A 19,231-nucleotide genomic window follows, 5' to 3' on the forward strand; every position below is an offset into this window, starting at 1 on the left:
TTTACCAATCAGGAGGTCTATCATGGCTTTGGATTCGGCCAAAAAAGCAGAAATAGTTGCGAAATTCGCTAAAAAACCAGGTGATACTGGTTCAACAGAAGTTCAAGTAGCTCTTTTAACTGCAAGAATTGCAGAACTTACAGAACATTTAAAAATCTACAAAAAAGACTTTTCATCAAGATTAGGACTTTTAAAACTTGTAGGTCAAAGAAAAAGACTTTTATCTTATCTTAAAAGAAAAGATTATAATTCTTATAGTAAGTTAATTACCGAATTAAATCTTAGAGATAAATAATTTTAAGCCCTTTTTATGGGGCTTTTATCTTTATAAATTTCTTCTTTTGTAATTAGTTTTTATATTAAAATAAAAAGAAAATCTTATAAAATTTCCCTTTGTCCTTTGGCATCAGGTTCACTTAAAACTCCATTTTGCGTAAGTTGTTCAATAATATTTGCAGAGCGGTTATAGCCGATTTTTAAACGGCGTTGCAAATAAGAAATGCTTGTTTTTCCATCTTCTAAGATTACTCTTTTAGCTTCTTCATAAAGCTCATCTACTTCCCCATCAAAGCTTTCATTTGTTGTAACACCTACGCTTTGTTGATCCTTTAAAAAGCTTTCATCATATTCTACGCTTTGTTGATCCTTTAGAAAATCCACGATTTTTTCTATTTCAAATTCGCTTGCAAAAGGCGCATGCAAACGCACTATAGAGCTTGTTCCAGGAGGAGTAAATAAACAATCCCCTCTTCCAAGTAAACTTTCAGCACCCATAGCATCTAAAATAACTTTAGAGTCAATTTTTTGCCCTACTTTATAAGAAATTCTACTTGGCAAATTCGCTTTAATTAGTCCTGTTACAACATCAACAGAAGGTCGTTGTGTAGCTACAATCAAGTGGATTCCACTTGCTCTTGCCATTTGCGCAAGTCTTCCTATATAAAATTCTACATCTTTACCCGCAGTCATCATCAAATCAGCAAGTTCATCGATAATTACTACAATAAAAGGAAGTTCTTCTCCGCCTAATTCTTTCATTTTTTCATTGTAATTTTCTATATTTTTGGTTTTTGCATCAGCCATTAAGCGATAGCGTCTTTCCATTTCAGCTACCATATTTGAAAGTGCATTGACTGCTTTTTTTGGATCTGTGATAACAGGAGTTAAAAGATGAGGAATGTCATTATAAATGCTAAATTCAAGCATCTTAGGATCTATCATCATCAAACGCAAGGTTTTTGGAGAGTTGCGATATAAAAGACTTAAAAGCATAGAATTTATCCCCACACTTTTACCACTACCTGTCGTTCCTGCGATGAGTAAATGCGGAAGTTTTTTAAGATCGGTTACAAAAGCATTGCCTACTATATCTTTACCTAAAGCTATGGTTAAAGGACTTTTAGCGTTTTTAAAAACTTCACTTTGTAAAATTTCTCTTAAATAAATGGTTTGAATTTCATCATTTGGAACTTCTATACCTACAACATCTTTTCCTGGTATTGGAGCTTGAATACGGATTGATTTTGCCATTAAAGCCATAGTTAAATCATCTTGTAAATTTAAAATACGACTTACTTTCACATCTGCACTAGGACGAAATTCAAAAGTAGTTACCACAGGACCAACATAAGTGCTTATAACATCGCCGCCTATTTTAAAACGACGCAATTTTTCAAGAAGATTATAAATTTTTTTATCTATTTCACTTTCATTGATTTCTTGTTTGTGTTCTTTTGGATTAGCTAAAAAATCTAATGGCGGCAAGGTGAAATCTTTTGGTTTTTCTACTTCGCCCTGCTCTATTTCACGCAATAAAGCTTGGTTAATAGCAATTTCTTTGGCTAAAACTGCTTTTTGAAGTTTAATTTCTTGATCATTTGTTTTTTCATTATCGATTTTAGTTTCTGTATTTTGGATAAAATCGAGTGTATTTTTTTCTTCTATAACTATTTCATTTATATTTTTTATAGGAGTAGGTTCTATATAAGGATGATTTAACTCTTCTACAATGGGAGCAAATTCAAAGATATTGTCTGCTTTATCTAGATTTTTATTTTCATTTATTTTGTCTGATTCTTCTGTTTCTGTTTTAATTGTTTTTGGGCTATTAAAACTATATTTATTCCCTTCTATAATATCGCTTGAATTTATCGCATCATATTCTTCTAATTTTTTAATTTCTTGTTTTACTTTATTTTCTAAAATTTCATTTTGATAGGCTTTGTATTCTTGTTCTAGTTTTTCTTTTTTTATCAAATTCTCTCTAAGTTCAAGCTCTTTTGTAAAAATTTTTGGTTTAACTTCTTGATTAGAAACTGGAATTTCAATATTTTTACGTTTATAACTTGGCTCATCTAAATTTTTATTTGTATCTATTTGCTTTATATCTTCAAGTTTTTTAGGTTTTAAAAAACGTTCAGGAATCATATCTACCTCTTCTTCTGAAATAAAATTAAAATCTTCATCAAGACTAATGCTCATTTTACTAGCCTTTTGTGCGAAATTTCGCACTTGTTGAGAATGCTCATGAACAAAACTTCTTGATTCTTTTAAACTTTGTTTATCAATCTCTATGGTTTCATCTAAAATTTGATTTTTTAGTTTTTCAAAATTTTCCTTGGCCGTGGTAATTGAATTTTTACTTGCATTGATATTGCTATCTTTAATTATCTGTCCTAAATTATTGGTTTCCCCTTTTTTGTTTATTTGTAAATTTCCATAAATACTATCTTGCAAAATATTTAATTTTGGAGCTATAGGTTCTGATTTACCTACATCTTCTTTCTCGTTTTCTCCACCAAATACACGCATAAGTAAAGATTTAAAAGCTTGCTCTACTTTTAATAAATAAGTAAAATCTAATTCTATTTTTAAAATTTCTTTTGCAAATTTTGGAAACAATAAAACCAAAGAAAATAGCAAAAGCAAAAGAGCAAAAATTCCACTCCCTGTACGCCCTAAGATTATAGAAAAAAATCCATATACAATTTCTAAAATATACCCAAACTCTCTATAAAAGACAGAAAATAAAAGCAAGGTAGAAAAAAAGGCCAAAGAAAAACCAAAAAGCTCCCTACGCTTAAAATTTTCTATTTTATATTTTTTTTTATAGTAGAGATAATTTAATATAAGCAAAGAAAATGGATAATAATACCCAAATTCTCCAAATAAAAATAAATTAGCCTTGTAAACCCATTCTCCCATGCCAGGTGCTAGCATACAAAGACAAAGATAAAAAATAACAAGCGTGGAGCTGGTAAAAATGGCTTCTTTTTTAATATTCTTTCCTTGAAAATAAAATCAAAGCCAAATTATACCATAAAAAATTTTACATATAATTTAATAAGCTAAGTTGAGAAATTGTTGTGCTAGCTTTAAGAGAAGCTTGATATGCAAGTTGAACTTGCATTAAATTCATCATTGCCTCACCATAATCTACATCAATCACATTTGATTTTATACTTTGGACATTAACGCTTAAAAAGGATGTGCGTGTATTAACACCTTCGATAGTATTATGATATGCTCCCATAGTTGTATTAAGCTTGTTAACATGATCTGCTAAATGATCAAGTCTTTCTAAAGCTCCTTGCATACCTGTATTTCTAGGGTTTTCACTTTCGGAGTCTGCTCTCATATTGCCTTTTAAAACAGCATCAATCATTGAATCTAAATCTTTAATAATATCCACATTTGGCTCATCTATAGTTAAAGAATTATTCGCGCTAAAACTAAAATTTGGACCATTTTGTACAGTAGAAGTTGTGGTAAAAGGAGGTGCTGGAAATTGGCCACTTTGAGAATCACTAAGAGAAATTTCTATATTAGTGCCTGAAGAAAGTTTATCAGTAACACTAATACGACCTTTATAATCCATACTTACATCAACAGTAGCTTGTGAATCTTTCATGAGTTGTTGTATTTGGGTATAATCTGCATTATTAATTTGACCATTATTGGCTTGTATGGTTGTTGTAGGAATTTTATCTGCAGCAAACATACCTATAATATCATTAATTTGACCATAAGTAATATCATTTGATCCTGTAACAACCCCACTATTTCCAGTTGCAGGATTAGTATGCATAATAGGAAAGCTTATGGTTTGACCTGGATTATTAGGATCAAGATAGCTTACAGTTGAAGTTTGTAAATTTATAGTAACATCGTAAGAATTTCCACCTTTGGAATTGACTTTTAAATTTAAAGTAGTACCATTTAGGCTATCTCCTGCCATTACCTCGCTAAGTTTGGTTGAATCAGTGGCATAAGCATTGCTTCCTTTGATAACTTGAGAAACATTACCATAAACAGTATTGCCATTTTTTTCAAAATACACATTATCGTAATCAGCTCCATTAGCAGCATTTCCATCTGTATCTGTCATTTTACTTTTGATAAAATCAGTTTGTTTTAAATCGATTGTGAATTGTTGATTGTTGATTGTTACAGTTACAGGGTTGTTTAATTTTGTTATATCTCCATTACTAGGAGCAGCCGTAGCAGCTTGCATAACCCTATTTGTAACTTCATTCATTGAAATACCCTCTTGATTAGCAGCTTCAATAATATTTTTAAGTTCATCTTTGGTATCAGCTTGTGGTGTGAAAGCTACAGCATGAAAATCGAGTTTATTATTACCTTGCTTTAGATCTGTAATTTGAATTTGACCACTATCATTCATACTTACTTCTACTACTTTATTATTTGGAGTATTACCATAAAGAGCTCCAATATTTTCCATTACATCTTCTAAAGTATCTTCGGGTTTGACGAGTACAGCACTTTTAAAACTTGTTCCATCAGGCTTGGTTCCTTGAACATAAAGAGTTGTTGGAGGAAAATCTAGTTTACTATCATCATATTCGAAGTCTTTGTCAGCATCTAAGCTATTATCTTTTACATAACCTTGTCCGATAAGCTGTTGCCATTTAGAATCTCCTGTGAGATATTTAGTTTTATCAGGATTTTGAGTAAGATCCCAACGATTATCTGTAAAACTAACATTGGTGCTTATTTGTTTTTTATAATCTCCATCCGCTTTAAAAAATAAATCCCAGCCTGGTATATTGTACGGGCTTTCAGTTCCAGCTCCAGTTACTACATTAATATTATTTTTATCTCCATAATAATTTCCGTTAGAATCAAAAGGTTTGTTTGCAACTTGAGAACCTGCAAAAAGATACTGACCATTAACACTGGTATTTGCAAGCTGAACTATACTTTCTTTTATGCGTTCTAGTTCTTTTGCTATAGCCTCTCTTGAGGTTTGAGAATTGCTATCGCTTGCAGCTTGAGTTACTTTAACTTTAAAATCTTCAAGAAGTTTAACCATGTCTTGTAAAGCTTTCATGCTATTTTGAGTCATTTCTTGAGCTCTACTAGTTGATTCTTTTACTTGCTCTAATGTTTTAATTTCATATTCAAGACGCGTATTATCTATATAAGTGCTTGCATCTTCATATGAATTTTGAATTTTTAAACCTGAAGCAAGTTGTTGAGATATCTGATATAAAGCGCTTTGACCGCCCATAGAATTATTCACACTATTTGTGAAGTTAAGTTTATTTGTAATTCTCATTTTTTTCCTCTAAAGTATTAAAGTTAAAATCTTTTCAAATATTGCTAATAAACAAAAGCAATAACTGTTCCAAAAATTTAAATTATATAATTTTATATCGTCTTTTTGAAAATACTTTTTATTTTTAAAGTATTTTTTAGCCTAAAAAAGTATAATTTTAGCTTTAAATCTTAAAAATGAGCCCGAGTGGTGAAACTGGTAGACGCGCCAGACTCAAAATCTGGTAAGGGCAACCTTGTGTCGGTTCGAGTCCGACCTCGGGCACCACTTATTTTTTGCGGGAATAGCTCAGGGGTAGAGCACAACCTTGCCAAGGTTGGGGTCGCGAGTTCGAATCTCGTTTCCCGCTCCATAGAGTAAAAAAATATAAAATCTTTTTAATTATAAATTCTCGCTTTTCTCTAATACTAAAAAATACTCATTTTCTAGAATTTCAAGTTCTTTTTGCATTACTTCAAGTTCTTGATAAAGCTTGTTAATACCTATTTCTTGATATACATTTGGATCGGATAAATCTTGATTTAATTTAGCTATCTTTTGCTCTAAAAAATCTATTTTTTCAGGATAGTTTTTTAATATCTCATTTTCTTTGTAGCTTAATTTTTTAGAGCTTTTTTCTTTTTGGTTATTATTTTGCTCTTGAGTTTGAAGCTCTAAAGCAAAATTATCCAATTCTTCAATTTCTTTTTCATTTTCAAGATATTCAGTGTAAAGAGTGTGTAAAATATTTATATATCCATTTCCCTCAAAAGCATAAAGTTTTGTTGCGATTTTATCAACAAAGTATCTATCGTGCGATACTAGCAAAATAGCCCCTTCAAAACTGAGTAAATATTCTTCTAATATATTAATCGTAGCTATATCAAGATCATTAGTTGGCTCATCTAAAATCAAAACATCATATTCTTTAGTAAAAAGCAAGGCTAAAGCAACGCGATTTTTCTCTCCGCCACTTAAAAGAGCCACGCTTTTATCTAAAAATTCCTTAGGAAATAGAAAATTTTTCAAATATCCATAAACATGCATATTTTTACCACGAACTTCAACCCTATCTCCACCATTGGGACAAAAAATTTCAAGCAAGCTTTTATCAGAATTTACCAAGCTTCTAGCCTGATCAAAATATCCTATCTTAAGCTCTCCGCGTTTTATTTCGCCGCTATCTTGTTTTATTTGCCCTAGAAGAATTTTTAACAATGTTGATTTCCCACAACCATTTCTTCCTACGATAGCTATGCGTTCACCTTGTAAAATACGCGTTGAAAAATCTTTAAAAAGATTTTTATCGTTTATATTTTTGCTTATATTTTTAAGCTCAAAAAGCATTTTTTTACGATTGATCGTTTTTTCTCCATTAAAATTTAAAGCCGCTCTTGAAATTTCAAGTTTTAAACGTTTAATTGCTCCGGGATTTTTTTTCGCTTCTTCACGCATTTTGAAAATACGTTCTTTTCGTCCTTCATTTCTTTTAAGTCTTGCTTTAACCCCTCTTCTAAGCCATTCTTCTTCGCTTTTTAATTGCTTTAAAAGAGTTTCATGGCTCTTAGCAAGGCTTTGTAAAATTTGTGTTTTTTTCTCTAAATAGTTTGCATATCCGCCTTTAAAAATACTAAGTTTACCCTGCTCTACTTCTACACACTTGTGTGCTATAGCGTCAATAAAATATCTATCATGGGAAATAAAAATCACACACATCTTTGAATTTTTTAGCAATTCTTCCAAAAAGCTTGTCATATATACATCTAAATGATTAGTTGGTTCATCAAGCAATAAAATATCAGGATTTTTTAGTAAAAGTATGCAAAGCCCAACACGGCGTATCTCTCCACCACTTAAAGTAGATATAATGCGATTTTCATACTCAAGCAAACTAAATTCTTTTAAAACGCGTATTATTTTAGATTCTATATTCCAAGCATCTTTACTATCAATCAAAGTCATAAGTATATCTATTTTTTTAAGATAATCTTTATTACTAGGATCTTCTTCTAATTTTTTATGCAGTATTTCATATTCTTCTAAGGCATTGTAAATTTCTGCAAGCTCTTGCTTGATAGCTTCTTTTACACTTAAATTTGCATTAAAATCAACGGTTTGTGAAAGCATGGCTATGCTTTTTCCATTTTGTCTTATTACTCTACCGCTATCTAAAGGAAGTGTGCCTAAAAGCGTTTTTAAAAAAGTAGATTTTCCTTCTCCATTTTTGCCTATAATAGCAATCTTTTCTCCCTCGTTTGCACTAAAATTTGCTTCATTTAAAACTATTTTGTCTCCAAATTTTTTTGAAGCTTCGATTAAATCTATAAGAGCCATTTTTTATCCTTGACTGAGTTTAAAGCTAAAACTAGAACCATAGCCTAAAGTGCTAGAAATTTCAAGATAACTTTTATGTATATTTAAAATTTTCTTTACTAAAAAAAGTCCTAAACCAAAAGAATTATCACTTTTTACATCAATTTTATAAAATTTTTTTGTAATCAATTTTATTTTATCTTCTTCTATGCCTTTTCCAAAATCTTGCACTATTATCTTTTGATCTCTTGCTGTTAAAATGACTTCTTTTTGACTATATTTTAAAGCATTAGAAAGCAAATTTATAATCACTTGCTCGATTAAAAATTCATCAGCCTTAACTTTCGTGCTTTTACCTTGCAATACAACTCTTTCAAAGCCTGGGTTTTTAGTGATTTTTTCACATAGAAAAAAAAGATCAAATTCTTGCATTTGCAAGGCTTCACTATTAAGATTAAAAACAAAATTAAGCTTATGGGTCAAAGCATTAAGCTTAATGCTTTGACGCGAAATTTTTTCTAGCAATTCCTTTTTTAATTTTTTATCTTCCAATTTCTCATCTTTTAACATTTCTAAACTAAGATCAATCACGCTTAATGGATTTTTAAGCTCATGAGAAATAGCAGAAATCACACTAGCAAGCTGAGTATTTTTTAAAGTAATTTTATCGCTTTGTTTTTTATTTTTTTGGGTATTCTTTAGAATTTTATCCTTAGTTTTTAAAAGTTTCTCATTTAGTAAATTAAATTCTTTAAACATTCCTTTTTCTAATATAACAACTTTATGATCCCCTATAGAATCCAAAAAATCCAAAATTTTGTTAAAATTTTTCTCTATTTTTCTACCTAGCAACAACATTAAAATAAAAACAAACAGCAAGCATACTCCAAAACCGATTGCTATTTTTGTCCAAAAAAGTTCTAAATCTAAAAAACGAGGATAAACAATAATAATATATTTATATCCTTTGTAAATAAAGCTTTTAGTAAGAATTTTTTTTGAATTGAAATTTAAAATTTCTCCTTCTTTAAGATTAGAAAAAAAATCAGGATTTTTTACAGAACTTATTTTCATATCATTGTTTAGGATAATAAAATCAGCCCTAGTATCTTTAGCAAAATCCTTGATATTAGCATCATTTAAATGCTCTAAGAGAGAAAATTTTAAAACATCATCAAGGCTTTTGATTTTTTGTTCATATTGTTTTATAAGCAAGAAATTAAGATAAGAATTAGTAAAAGTATAAAAAATAAACCCAAAAATCAAAGCCAATACAACAAAAAAAACTATAAAAATATTTTTAGTTTTTAGCATAATTTATAGCCAACACCCCTAACACTTATAATATGATCTTTTAGTTTTGGAAATTTATTTCTAAGTCTTGTTAGAGCTATATTGATCGTTTTATCACTTGTAGTATCATCTTTCCAAACACTTTCGCTTAAAAATTGTCTAGTAAGCAAGGTATTTGGATTTTCAAAAAAACATTTTAAAAGCTCATAGTCAAGATTTGAGATTTCTAATTTTTGATTTTTGTAAAAGAATTCATAATTAGCCAAATCTAAAATAAAATCACCAAAAGATAGCTTTTCTTCTTCTTTCTTATGGCGTTTTAAAATTGCTTTAATGCGAAGCAAAAGCTCATTAAAATCAAAAGGTTTACAAACATAATCATCACAACCACTTTCAAAGCCTTCGAGTAAATCTTGATGTAAAGCCTTGGCCGTAAGAAAAATAACTGCTTCTTTATATCCTTGCTCTCTTAAATCTTGAATTTTTTCTAAAGAATCTCCACTGGGCAAATTTCTATCGACTATTAAAAGATCGATTTGCTCATTATCGAGCAAATCTTCAACTCCAAAAAAATCCACTAAAGATATAACTTCATAACCACTAGATTTCAACTTTAAAACAAGCAGTTCGTTTAAATCTATATCATCTTCTATAATTAAAATTTTAAATTTCAACATATTGGACAAATACACACGCCTCTAATTGTTTTAGTTCATCTAATACTTCTTTTTGAACTTTTTCATCAATCAAAACAACAGCCAAAGCATACCCAAAACCATCTCTACCAAGCCTAAAATCAGCTATGTTGATATTTTTAGCTGCCAAAACGGAACTGATTTTAGCTATAACTCCTGGTATGTCTTTGTTTTTGAAAATAATCATTTTTCCCTTTGGCTTAAAATCAGTTTTAAAGCCATTTAATCCAACTATGCGTTGTTCATTTTCATTAAATACTGTTCCTGAAACACTGATATTTGAATTTTCGGTGATAATTTTAACGCTAAGTTTATTATTATAACCACTATTTGGAAGAGTTTCGCAAGATAACTCAACTCCTTTTTCTTTGGCTACAAATTCTGCATTAACATAATTAATTTTCTCTCCTAAAATTCCACCTAAAGCACCAACAGCTGCAAAGGTTAGCATAGAATTTGCATACTCGCCAATAATTCCTTCAGCCTCTAATTTAATACTTTTTATCGGATTTTTATCAATTTGAACAGCTAAAAAAGCCATTTTAGAAACAAGTTCTATATAAGGAGCTACAAAAGGTGGCAAATCTTCAGTTTTAATTGGTAAATTTAAGGCATTAGGATAAGCCACGCCTCGTGCTGCGCTTAATGCTTGCTCACAAGCTTCTCTTGCGATATTGTCTTGACTTTCTAAAGTATTTGCTCCTAGGTGAGAAGTAACTGAAATATTTTCAAAGTCTAAAAGAGGATGATTAGTCGCGGGTTCTTTATCGAACACATCTATACCAAGCCAAGCTATTTTACCACTTTTTAAACCTTCATATAAAGCCTCTTCTGTATACAATCCTCCACGAGCACAATTTATTAATCTTATTCCATCTTTCATTTTTGCAATTTCTTGCTTTCCTATCATACCATTGGTTTCTTTGGTTTTTGGTGTGTGAATGGTAATAAAATCACTTTTTTCTAAAATTTCATCTAAATTTTTTGCTTGCTCCATATCTAAATCTGTAATCTTAGAAGCAGAAATATACGGATCATAGGCTAAAATTTTCATACCAAATGCTTTAGCGCGGATAGCTACTCTTGAACCTATATTTCCAAAACCTATAACCCCTAGCGTTTTGTTCATCAATTCAATGCCATACCATTTTTCTCTTTCCCATTTTCTTTCAATTTTTAAAAAATTATGAGCATTGACAAAGCTTCTAGCTGATGTTAAAAGATGTGCCATTGTTAGTTCAACTGCGGCAATGGTATTTGCAGTTGGGACATTCATCACAATCACTCCTCTTTTAGAACACTCTGGAATATCAACATTATCTACGCCCACCCCAGCACGCACAAGCGCTTTTAATTTTTTGGCATGATTTAAGAAATTTACATCTACATCTGTAGAACTTCTAGTAATAGCAACTTCAACATCGCTTAGCATTTGCATAAGTTCATCTTTTGGAACTTTTGCAGCTTCTATAAGCTCAATATCTTCAGCTTTTCTTAGAATATCGACACCTTTATCCAAAATAGCATCACATACTATAATCTTTTTTTTCATAACCAAATTTCCTTTACTTCTGTATTTATTTTATATTTTTTTAATTCTTTGATAATATCATCTATAAGTTTTTCATTACCTGTATCCAAAAAGATTTCTGGACTATCACCTGATTTAAGAAGAAAATACTTCACATTAAAAGAATTTAAAGTCTGTCTTAAGCAAAACATAGAATAAATATCATATTTTCCAACTATAAGTTGATAATATTTATTTTTCTCCTTAAGCTCGCTAGTATCCGCATCAAAATATAAGGTAAATTTTTCTGCTGCTGGGGTAAAATCTCTTGTAGGCCATTTTGCTAATTCTTCTTGCCATGAAAGATCTTGATTTTGGGTTTGAATGCTTGGCTGTGTATTTGTATCTTTAGCAAATTGTGGAATGAAATTTACATTAGCTTTAAATTGCCAAAGCAATGTAAAAACAACAGCAAGCAAAATGAGTAATAAAATACTCAAAATGCTTATTGTAATGTATTTTTTCATTAAGCTAGCTGATCTTTAATGATATCACCTAAAGTCACTTTATCATCATTATTGATTTCATTAAGAACTTCTCTTTCTTTCATTCTAACAAGATTTTTAACACTTAGGCGAATTCTATTTTTCTTTTCATCAATAAAAACTATAGCAGCTTCAATATCGTCGCCAATTTTTAAATTTTCAAGCATAGAAGTGCTTATATCTTCTTTATGAATTAAAGCATCAACATTTTTACTTAGCTCTACAAAAACACCAAAATCTTTAATATCACGGATAGTGCCTTTTACAATATCGCCGACTTTATGAATTTTGGCATATTCTTGAACTGGAGAGCTGCTTAATTCTTTTGTGCTTAATGATATTTTTTGGTTTTCTTCGTCTATTTTGATAATTTTTACCTTGATTTTATCCCCTTGAGAGAATTTGTCTTTGCATTTATCGTTTCTATCCCAAGAAGCATCTTCATTATGCAATAAACCTTCAATACCACCAAGTTTAACAAATGCACCAAAAGAAGTTACTGAGGTAATTTCTCCTTCAACCACATCTGTAATTTTGTAAGATTTCATAAATTCATCAAAAGGTCTAGAAAGTAAATTTCTTAAAGATACTCTTAAGCGTCTTTCATTTGGATTGATTTCAATTACTTCAACATCAATTTCTTGACCTTTGTTGATATAATCTTTTGGATTTTTAATATTTTTATCCCAAGAAATTTCACTGATATGTAAAAATCCTTCTATATCATTTCCTAAATCTACAAAAGCACCATAAGGTTCTATATTTGATACTATTACTTTAATGGTATCACCTACATCAAGAGTATCTTTTATCTCGCTCCATGGATCAGGTAAAGCCGCTTTTATAGATAAGGATAAATGTTTACGTTCTTTATCATACTTTATAACTTTAACTGGAACTTTATCGCCCTCTTTATAAAGTGTTCCAGGATTTACAGGTCCTTTGTAAGAAATTTCGCTGTAATGAACAAGACCATCAACACCTCCTACATCTACAAACATACCATAAGTGGTAATTTTTTTTACAATACCTTCAATTAAATCTTCTTGTTGCGCTACATTATTGATCAATTCTTTGCGTTTTCTTCTCTCATCATCTAAAGTTTTTTTACGAGAAACAATGATACTTTGCTCATCTTTGTCGATTTTAATAATTTTAACTTTAAATGTTTTACCTATAATATTATTTGTTTCTTTGAAGCCATATTGAGATTTTGGTAAGAAAAATTCAACATCATTTTCATCAACAACTATCAATCCGCCTTTATTTTTTCCAACTACTTTTACGGTAAAAATATCATCTTGATTTTCTTGATAGTTTTTAATAAATTCAATAACTTTTTCTTTTCTCAAAGCTTTTTTATGAGAAAGTAAAGATCTGCCACCACGAGAACCCATAACAGCAACTTTAATACTATCGCCTACATTAAATAATAGCTTAGAATTATCATCTTGTATTTCGCTAAGAGCTAAAATACCTTCAGATTTTTTACCTATATCTACATAAACTTCATCATTTTTGATCTCTACAATCACACCCTCTGTTGTAGCCTCTTCTCTTGATTTATCGAAAGCTTCTAAAAGCTGTCCAAAATCTTCTTCCTCAAGATAATCATCTACGCCGCCTTGAACTTTTTTGTTCACCTCGCTCATTATGGTCCTTTAAAATAATTTTTAGAAATTGATTGATTTTACCTTATTTTTCTTTAATTAGTGTTAAGTTTTTTTATTTTTGTTAATTTTTTTTAAATTTTTGACTTTTTTATTCTATTTGAAAACATTTTTTAATTAATTTTAAAATTTTCTATTTTGGCGATAACTTTTTGTATGATCCAATCAGGAGTACTAGCACCTGCACTAATGCCACAATGTTTTTTATCCAAAAACCATTCTTTTTTTAACTCTTCTTCGGTTTCAATTAGATAGCTATCTTCACAATTGGTTTTTGCAATCAAAAAAAGTTGTTTTGTATTGGCTGAGTTTTTACCCCCTACAACAACCATAACATCACTTTTAAGCGAGAGTTCTTTAATGGCATCTTGATTTTTAAAGGTTGCATCGCATATAGTATTAAAAACCCTTACTTCTTTGGTTTTAAGTATTAAAAAATTTACTATCTCCATAAAATGCTCAGGCTTCTTAGTTGTTTGGCTTACTACAGCTATTTTATTAGGAAGTTTTATATTTTGAAGTTCTTTTTTATCCAAAACCACATAAGCTTTTGTACTTACATAACTTTTTACTCCTTTAACTTCGGGATGATTTTCATCTCCAAAAATAACAACTTCATAACCCTCCTTGCTCATTTGCTCGCAAATTTGTTGTGGTTTTGTAACAAAAGGACAAGTGGCATCAAAAATTTCTATATCTTTTTTTCTCAATTCCTCTAAATCTTGCTTTGTAATACCATGAGTTCTTATAATAGCCTTTTTTTCATTGCTTAAAGCTTGTATATTTTCCAAAGTTTTGACATTAAAATTTTTTTGCAAACGAGAAATTTCTTCGTTATTATGAATAAGAGGGCCTATAGTTGCGGCATCTTTTATTTGTTCTGCTTTTTTAATAGCTCTTTTAACACCAAAACAAAAACCATAGTTTTTTGCTAATTCAATAATCAATCCTAGCTCCTAAATTTGATAAAATCTCTATAAAATTTGGAAAAGAAGTTTTTATACAATCACTATCATCAATCTCAATTCCACAAAGCAAACCTAAAATAGCAAAACTCATAGCAATACGGTGATCTCCATAGCTTTTAATTTTTGAAGATTTTAGTTCGCATCCACCTTCTATTTCAAAACCATCATCAAGTTCTCTAGCTTTAACACCACAAAGCTTTAGATTTTCAACCATCACAGCAATCCTATCGCTTTCTTTAACGCGTAATTCTTTAGCATTTATTAAACTAGATTTACCCTTAGCCAAAGCAAAAGCTATAGCCAAAGCAGGCGCTTCATCTATCAACCAAGCAATATTATCTTTAACTTCTATGCCATTAAGCTTGCTAGACTCCACCCTGATCTCACCAATAGTTTCAAAATCATTTTGAGTTATTGTCATTTCAAGTTTTGCACCCATTTTTTGCAAAATTTTATACGCCTCTATACGAGTAGGATTAAGTAAAATATTTTTTAAAATAATTTGAGATTTAGGCAAAATAATAGCTGCTAAAGCAAAATAAAAAGCCGAAGAAGGGTCATTAGGAATGATTATATTTTGAACTTTTAAAGGTTTTTTTAAAGGACTTATTTCAAGACTTAAGCCATCATTGCTAACCCTTATTGGAGCTTTCATAGCCTTTAACATGTTTTCACTATGATTTCGACTAAGAGAAATTTCACTAAAAATGCATACATTATCAGCTCTAAAAGCAGATAAAATCATAGCTGTTTTAACTTGAGCCGAAGAAATTTCGCTTTTATAGTTAAAAGCTTTTAAATTTTGACCTTCTATGCAAAGTGGAGCTAAATTTGCCTCATTTCTTCCATAAATTCTAGCGCCTATTTGAGTAAGTGGTTTGCTTATCCTTCTCATAGGACGATTGTTTAAATACTTATCTCCACTTAAAACAAAAAAACCAGAAATTCCTGCTAAAAATCCTATCATCAAACGCATAGCAGTTCCTGAATTTCCACAGTCTAAAATACAATTTGGAGATAAAATTTCTTTAGGGGGTATAATTTTGACGCAAGAATCTTTTTGTTCAATTTTAGCTCCAAGATTTTTTATAATTTCAAGAGTGTTTAAAGTATCTTGAGCTAAGAGATAATTTTGAGCCTTATTTTCTTCTTGTGTTAAAAGCGAAAATATAGCAAAACGATGAGATATGCTTTTATCTGCTGCTATATTTTCAAGTATGGCATTTACAGGGGTTTGCAATTTGTAAATTTTCATCTTAAATCAAGACCCAAATTTTTAAGAGTATTTAAAATTTTATCCATACATTCATTGACTTGATTATCCTCTAGAGTTTTATTTATATCCCTAAAAGAAAAACTTATAGTAATGCTATAAAATTCTTTAAGGTTTTCATCACTATAAATATCAACTAAACGAAAATTTTCAAGTATTTCTAAATTCAATTCTTCGATACAATTTTTAATCTGATTGTATTCAAAACCTTTAGGTATTAACACGCTAAGATCTCTAGTGATAGCTGGGAATTTGGAGTAAGGCTTAGCTATTTTAAAATCTTGCCTGATTAAATCTAAATCAAGTTCGCAAATATATGTTTTTGGTAAATCTCTCTCATTTTCTATTTTTAAATGCAAACGGCCTATAAAACCTACTTTAATATCCGATAGATAAATATCTGCTTGTTCATAAAGGCTTAAAATATTATATTTTGATGATTTTAGTTTAAAATCACCTATAATATTTTTAATGTCTAAAAGAAAATCATAAAATTGCACCGATTCAGGTTTGGCCTTATTAGAAATTTTAGCTTCTTCTTTTAAGCCAGAATGGATAAATGCGATACGATTTAATTCTTGATTATTAACATTGAAAACAGCCCCTAGTTCAAAAAGTTTAATAATTTTTTTAGAATTTTTTGCATTTAAACTTGCTGCATTTAACAAATGATTTAAAAGGGTTGTTCTTAAAGTATTAAGTTCTGCTGTAATTGGATTAATTAGTTTTAATTTAACAGAGTCAAAACCCAATCTTTTAAGTTCTTCTTCATTATCCAAAACATAATGTAAGCTTTCAAAATAACCACTAGCTACTGCTCTTTTCCTTAAATTCAAAAACTCAATATAATTTTTATATGCAGAATTTAAACGATTTTTTTCTATAAATTCTAAACCCTTAGAAGCAATATTATCAATACCTATAATTCTTACAACTTCCTCGCAAATATCTGATAAATTTTTAATATCAGGACGATGTAAAGGTGCTTTAACATTTATAAGCCCTTCACCTGAAAGTATGAGTTCAAAACCTAATTTTTTCAATATTTTTAATACTTCATCTTTATCAACATTTTGCCCTATTATATCGCCAATACTTTCAATACTTATTGGTATGATTGGTAATTCTTTGTCAGTTAAAATTTGTTGAGAAGAACTATAAATAACAAGATTTGGAATCTGCTCAAAAATACTAAGCAAAAAATCCATTCCTAAATTTAATTTAGGTTCACTTCCCCTAAAACTTCTATAAAGCATTTTTTCATCTTGATCTTTATGATATATTTTAGCATCTGCAATTACCAATGGATCGGTATAATTAGCCTCAATAATAATTATTTTAGAATCATCTTTACATCTACTTTCATTATTTTGGAAAATTCCGCTAAAGCTTAAAAGTTTATCTTTGCAAGATACTTTTGTTTCTCCATGCACTTGCTTGCTTAAATTAATGGTAAATTCTTCATCTTTTTCAGAAAAACTACTTAAATCATAAGCATTAAAAAGAACACCAGTTGAATGTGTTGCATAATTTAATAAATTTTCTATGGAATTTTTTCCCAAACCTTCAATTTGAGCAAGTCTTAAACTAAGTAATAAGTTTGTTTGAATTTCTTCTTTTAACTCTATGGCTCGATAATTATAAAGTCCATTAAGTTCTTTCTCAGCTGCTAAGCGCAAAATTCTACCGATACCTAAAACATTTTCACTTTCTTTGAATGGTTTTGGTTCTTTTAAATTTAAATTTAAAGCTGTAGCCAAATCACGAGCAATACCATAAATACTTAAACAATCACCCCTATTAGGAGTAAGTTCTACTTCTATTAGCTCATCATTAAAAATTTCATAAGTATTTAAAGCTCTCCCAAGTTCTAATTTCCCTATACTCTCATCTAAAAGCATAATTCCTTCATTGATTTTTTCAAAACCCAGTTCTAAACTAGAACAAAGCATACCACAAGAATCCACTCCTCGTAATTTTGCTTCTTTTATTTCCATACCGTTTGGCATGATAGCACCTTTAGTTGCAACAGCTACAAATTGTCCTGCATCAACATTCGCAGCACCGCAGACAATTTGCAAGGTTTCACTTCCGATATCAACTTGACAAATGCTTAATTTATCTGAATTTTCATGTTTAATTTTTTCCTTAACATAGCCTACAACAACTTTATCTGGAGCCTTTAAAGCGCCAACCCTATCAACTTCTATACCTATAGAGTTTAAAGTTTTAGCTATTTTATCCAAACTTATTTCTTCAAGTTCTAACCAATCATTCAACCAACTTTTAGTAATTATCATCTAAACTGCTCCAATAATCTCAAATCACCTTCAAATAAAGATCTTAAATCTGGAATTTGATGCAAAAGCATTGCAAAACGCTCTACTCCCAATCCAAAGGCATAACCACTTACATTTTCATAACCAACAAAATTATAAACATTAGGATCAACTATTCCACATCCTAAAACTTCAAGCCAACCTGTATGTTTGCAAACTCTACAACCCTTTCCTTTGCAAAATACACAAGAAATATCAACTTCAGCAGAAGGTTCTGTAAATGGAAAAAAACTTGGACGAAAACGAACTTTCACATCTCCAAACATATAACGCAAAAAATCTTCCAATACACTTTTTAAATTTGCAAAGCTAACCTTTTGCCCTTCTTCCACCACAAGGCCTTCAACTTGATGAAACATAGGAGTATGCGTAATATCAAAATCTCTTCTAAATACAGCACCAGGGGCTATCATCCTAATAGGAGGTTTTTGTGCAAGCATTGTCCGTATTTGCACTGGCGAAGTTTGTGTTCTTAAAAGCCTTTTATCATCAAAATAAAAGGTATCTTGCATATCTCTTGCAGGGTGAGATTTAGGTAAATTTAACGCTTCAAAATTATGAAAGTCATCTTCTATTAAAGGCCCTTTTTCTATGCTAAAATTCAAAGCTATAAAATACTCTATGATTTTATCCATGGTGCTCATAACAGGATGCAAGGCACCTGTTGTAATACTTTCATCAAAATAGTTAAAATTTAAAGCATCTTGTTTCATTCTTTCTTCTAAAGCAAGATTTTCCAAATCTTTAAATTTGGCTAAATAAGCCTCATTAAATATTTCTTTTTGTGCATTTAGTTTAGCAGCAAATTCTTTTTTCGCCTCATCTTCTAACTCTTTAAGCTTTGTAAAGCCTTCTGTTAAAATACCTTTTTTTCCAAGAACGGAAATCCTAATGGCTTCCAAATCATTTAAATTCTCACATTTTTGAATCTGTTCTATAAAATTTTGCAATTTTCTTACCTTAAATAAAATATTTCAAGTTCTAATTCTATTAAAAACTATTTTAAATTCAGCATAAAAACCAAACTTTAAAGATATAATTGTATCAAACCAACAATAAAAAAGG

At 30.0% G+C, this 19,231-nt stretch carries 13 protein-coding genes and 2 tRNA genes; 3 read left to right on the top strand and 12 right to left on the bottom strand.

Annotated elements, in window-relative coordinates; translation table 11 throughout:
* Positions 1-22: 22 nt before the first annotated feature.
* Positions 23-295 (top strand): 30S ribosomal protein S15, encoded by a 273-nt coding sequence (rpsO, locus tag SR62_RS02320; RefSeq protein ID WP_002852579.1) that lies wholly within the window; start codon positions 23-25, stop codon positions 293-295.
* Between the two features lie 83 nt (positions 296-378).
* Here rpsO and SR62_RS02325 read toward each other — a convergent pair whose 3' ends face one another.
* A complete protein-coding gene (locus SR62_RS02325; RefSeq protein ID WP_147502249.1) occupies positions 379-3,219 on the bottom strand; it encodes a DNA translocase FtsK in 2,841 nt (946 codons plus the stop codon).
* A 109-nt stretch (positions 3,220-3,328) separates the two neighbouring features.
* Positions 3,329-5,581 carry a flagellar hook-associated protein FlgL gene (gene flgL, locus SR62_RS02330; protein ID WP_002856750.1) on the bottom strand — a complete coding sequence of 751 codons (2,253 nt, stop codon included), beginning with the start codon at positions 5,579-5,581 and terminating at the stop codon, positions 3,329-3,331.
* A gap of 180 nt (positions 5,582-5,761) precedes the next feature.
* On the opposite strand from flgL, the gene SR62_RS02335 reads away from it, so the two are divergent.
* Positions 5,762-5,848 (top strand) — tRNA-Leu (locus tag SR62_RS02335).
* Positions 5,849-5,858: 10 nt separating this feature from the next.
* Positions 5,859-5,933, top strand: a tRNA-Gly gene (locus SR62_RS02340).
* A 29-nt stretch (positions 5,934-5,962) separates the two neighbouring features.
* Here the strand turns inward: SR62_RS02340 and abc-f are convergent.
* The 10 genes from abc-f to pheS form a co-directional block, all read right to left on the bottom strand.
* Positions 5,963-7,894, bottom strand: coding sequence for a ribosomal protection-like ABC-F family protein (gene abc-f / locus SR62_RS02345; RefSeq protein WP_147502250.1), 1,932 nt, complete (start codon positions 7,892-7,894; stop codon positions 5,963-5,965).
* Between the two features lie 3 nt (positions 7,895-7,897).
* Entirely contained in the window at positions 7,898-9,187 is a 1,290-nt protein-coding gene (locus SR62_RS02350) for a sensor histidine kinase (protein WP_070306585.1), read from the bottom strand.
* Positions 9,181-9,843, bottom strand: a complete 663-nt coding sequence (locus SR62_RS02355; protein ID WP_002865921.1) for a response regulator transcription factor — start codon at positions 9,841-9,843, stop codon at positions 9,181-9,183. The genes SR62_RS02350 and SR62_RS02355 overlap by 7 nt, the downstream gene beginning before the upstream one ends.
* Complete coding sequence (gene serA / locus SR62_RS02360; RefSeq protein WP_002891958.1) at positions 9,830-11,413, bottom strand: phosphoglycerate dehydrogenase; 1,584 nt, start codon at positions 11,411-11,413, stop codon at positions 9,830-9,832. The genes SR62_RS02355 and serA overlap by 14 nt, the downstream gene beginning before the upstream one ends.
* Positions 11,410-11,898, bottom strand: a complete 489-nt coding sequence (locus SR62_RS02365; protein ID WP_002856886.1) for a hypothetical protein — start codon at positions 11,896-11,898, stop codon at positions 11,410-11,412. The genes serA and SR62_RS02365 overlap by 4 nt, the downstream gene beginning before the upstream one ends.
* Positions 11,898-13,568 carry a 30S ribosomal protein S1 gene (locus tag SR62_RS02370; RefSeq protein WP_002891956.1) on the bottom strand — a complete coding sequence of 557 codons (1,671 nt, stop codon included), beginning with the start codon at positions 13,566-13,568 and terminating at the stop codon, positions 11,898-11,900. Before SR62_RS02370 ends, SR62_RS02365 begins: the two co-directional genes overlap by 1 nt.
* 131 nt (positions 13,569-13,699) lie before the next feature.
* A complete protein-coding gene (locus SR62_RS02375; RefSeq protein ID WP_002857098.1) occupies positions 13,700-14,533 on the bottom strand; it encodes a 4-hydroxy-3-methylbut-2-enyl diphosphate reductase in 834 nt (277 codons plus the stop codon).
* Complete coding sequence (aroA, locus tag SR62_RS02380) at positions 14,523-15,809, bottom strand: 3-phosphoshikimate 1-carboxyvinyltransferase (RefSeq protein ID WP_147502251.1); 1,287 nt, start codon at positions 15,807-15,809, stop codon at positions 14,523-14,525. The genes SR62_RS02375 and aroA overlap by 11 nt, the downstream gene beginning before the upstream one ends.
* A complete protein-coding gene (gene pheT / locus SR62_RS02385; RefSeq protein ID WP_147502252.1) occupies positions 15,806-18,127 on the bottom strand; it encodes a phenylalanine--tRNA ligase subunit beta in 2,322 nt (773 codons plus the stop codon). The genes aroA and pheT overlap by 4 nt, the downstream gene beginning before the upstream one ends.
* Complete coding sequence (gene pheS / locus SR62_RS02390; RefSeq protein ID WP_002852567.1) at positions 18,124-19,116, bottom strand: phenylalanine--tRNA ligase subunit alpha; 993 nt, start codon at positions 19,114-19,116, stop codon at positions 18,124-18,126. Before pheS ends, pheT begins: the two co-directional genes overlap by 4 nt.
* Between the last annotated feature and the right edge of the window lie 115 nt (positions 19,117-19,231).

This window comes from Campylobacter sp. 2014D-0258 (assembly GCF_008000495.1).
GTDB lineage: Bacteria > Campylobacterota > Campylobacteria > Campylobacterales > Campylobacteraceae > Campylobacter_D > Campylobacter_D jejuni.

Excerpts from the sequence above, each read along its gene's own strand:
- SR62_RS02325 (WP_147502249.1), bottom strand. The coding sequence starts at position 3,219 with ATGCTAGCACCTGGCATGGGAGAATGGGTTTACAAGGCTAATTTATTT.
- SR62_RS02350 (WP_070306585.1), bottom strand. The coding sequence starts at position 9,187 with ATGCTAAAAACTAAAAATATTTTTATAGTTTTTTTTGTTGTATTGGCT.
- SR62_RS02365 (WP_002856886.1), bottom strand. The coding sequence starts at position 11,898 with ATGAAAAAATACATTACAATAAGCATTTTGAGTATTTTATTACTCATT.
- serA (WP_002891958.1), bottom strand. The coding sequence starts at position 11,413 with ATGAAAAAAAAGATTATAGTATGTGATGCTATTTTGGATAAAGGTGTC.
- abc-f (WP_147502250.1), bottom strand. The coding sequence starts at position 7,894 with ATGGCTCTTATAGATTTAATCGAAGCTTCAAAAAAATTTGGAGACAAA.
- flgL (WP_002856750.1), bottom strand. The coding sequence starts at position 5,581 with ATGAGAATTACAAATAAACTTAACTTCACAAATAGTGTGAATAATTCT.
- rpsO (WP_002852579.1), top strand. The coding sequence starts at position 23 with ATGGCTTTGGATTCGGCCAAAAAAGCAGAAATAGTTGCGAAATTCGCT.
- SR62_RS02355 (WP_002865921.1), bottom strand. The coding sequence starts at position 9,843 with ATGTTGAAATTTAAAATTTTAATTATAGAAGATGATATAGATTTAAAC.
- aroA (WP_147502251.1), bottom strand. The coding sequence starts at position 15,809 with ATGAAAATTTACAAATTGCAAACCCCTGTAAATGCCATACTTGAAAAT.
- SR62_RS02370 (WP_002891956.1), bottom strand. The coding sequence starts at position 13,568 with ATGAGCGAGGTGAACAAAAAAGTTCAAGGCGGCGTAGATGATTATCTT.
- pheT (WP_147502252.1), bottom strand. The coding sequence starts at position 18,127 with ATGATAATTACTAAAAGTTGGTTGAATGATTGGTTAGAACTTGAAGAA.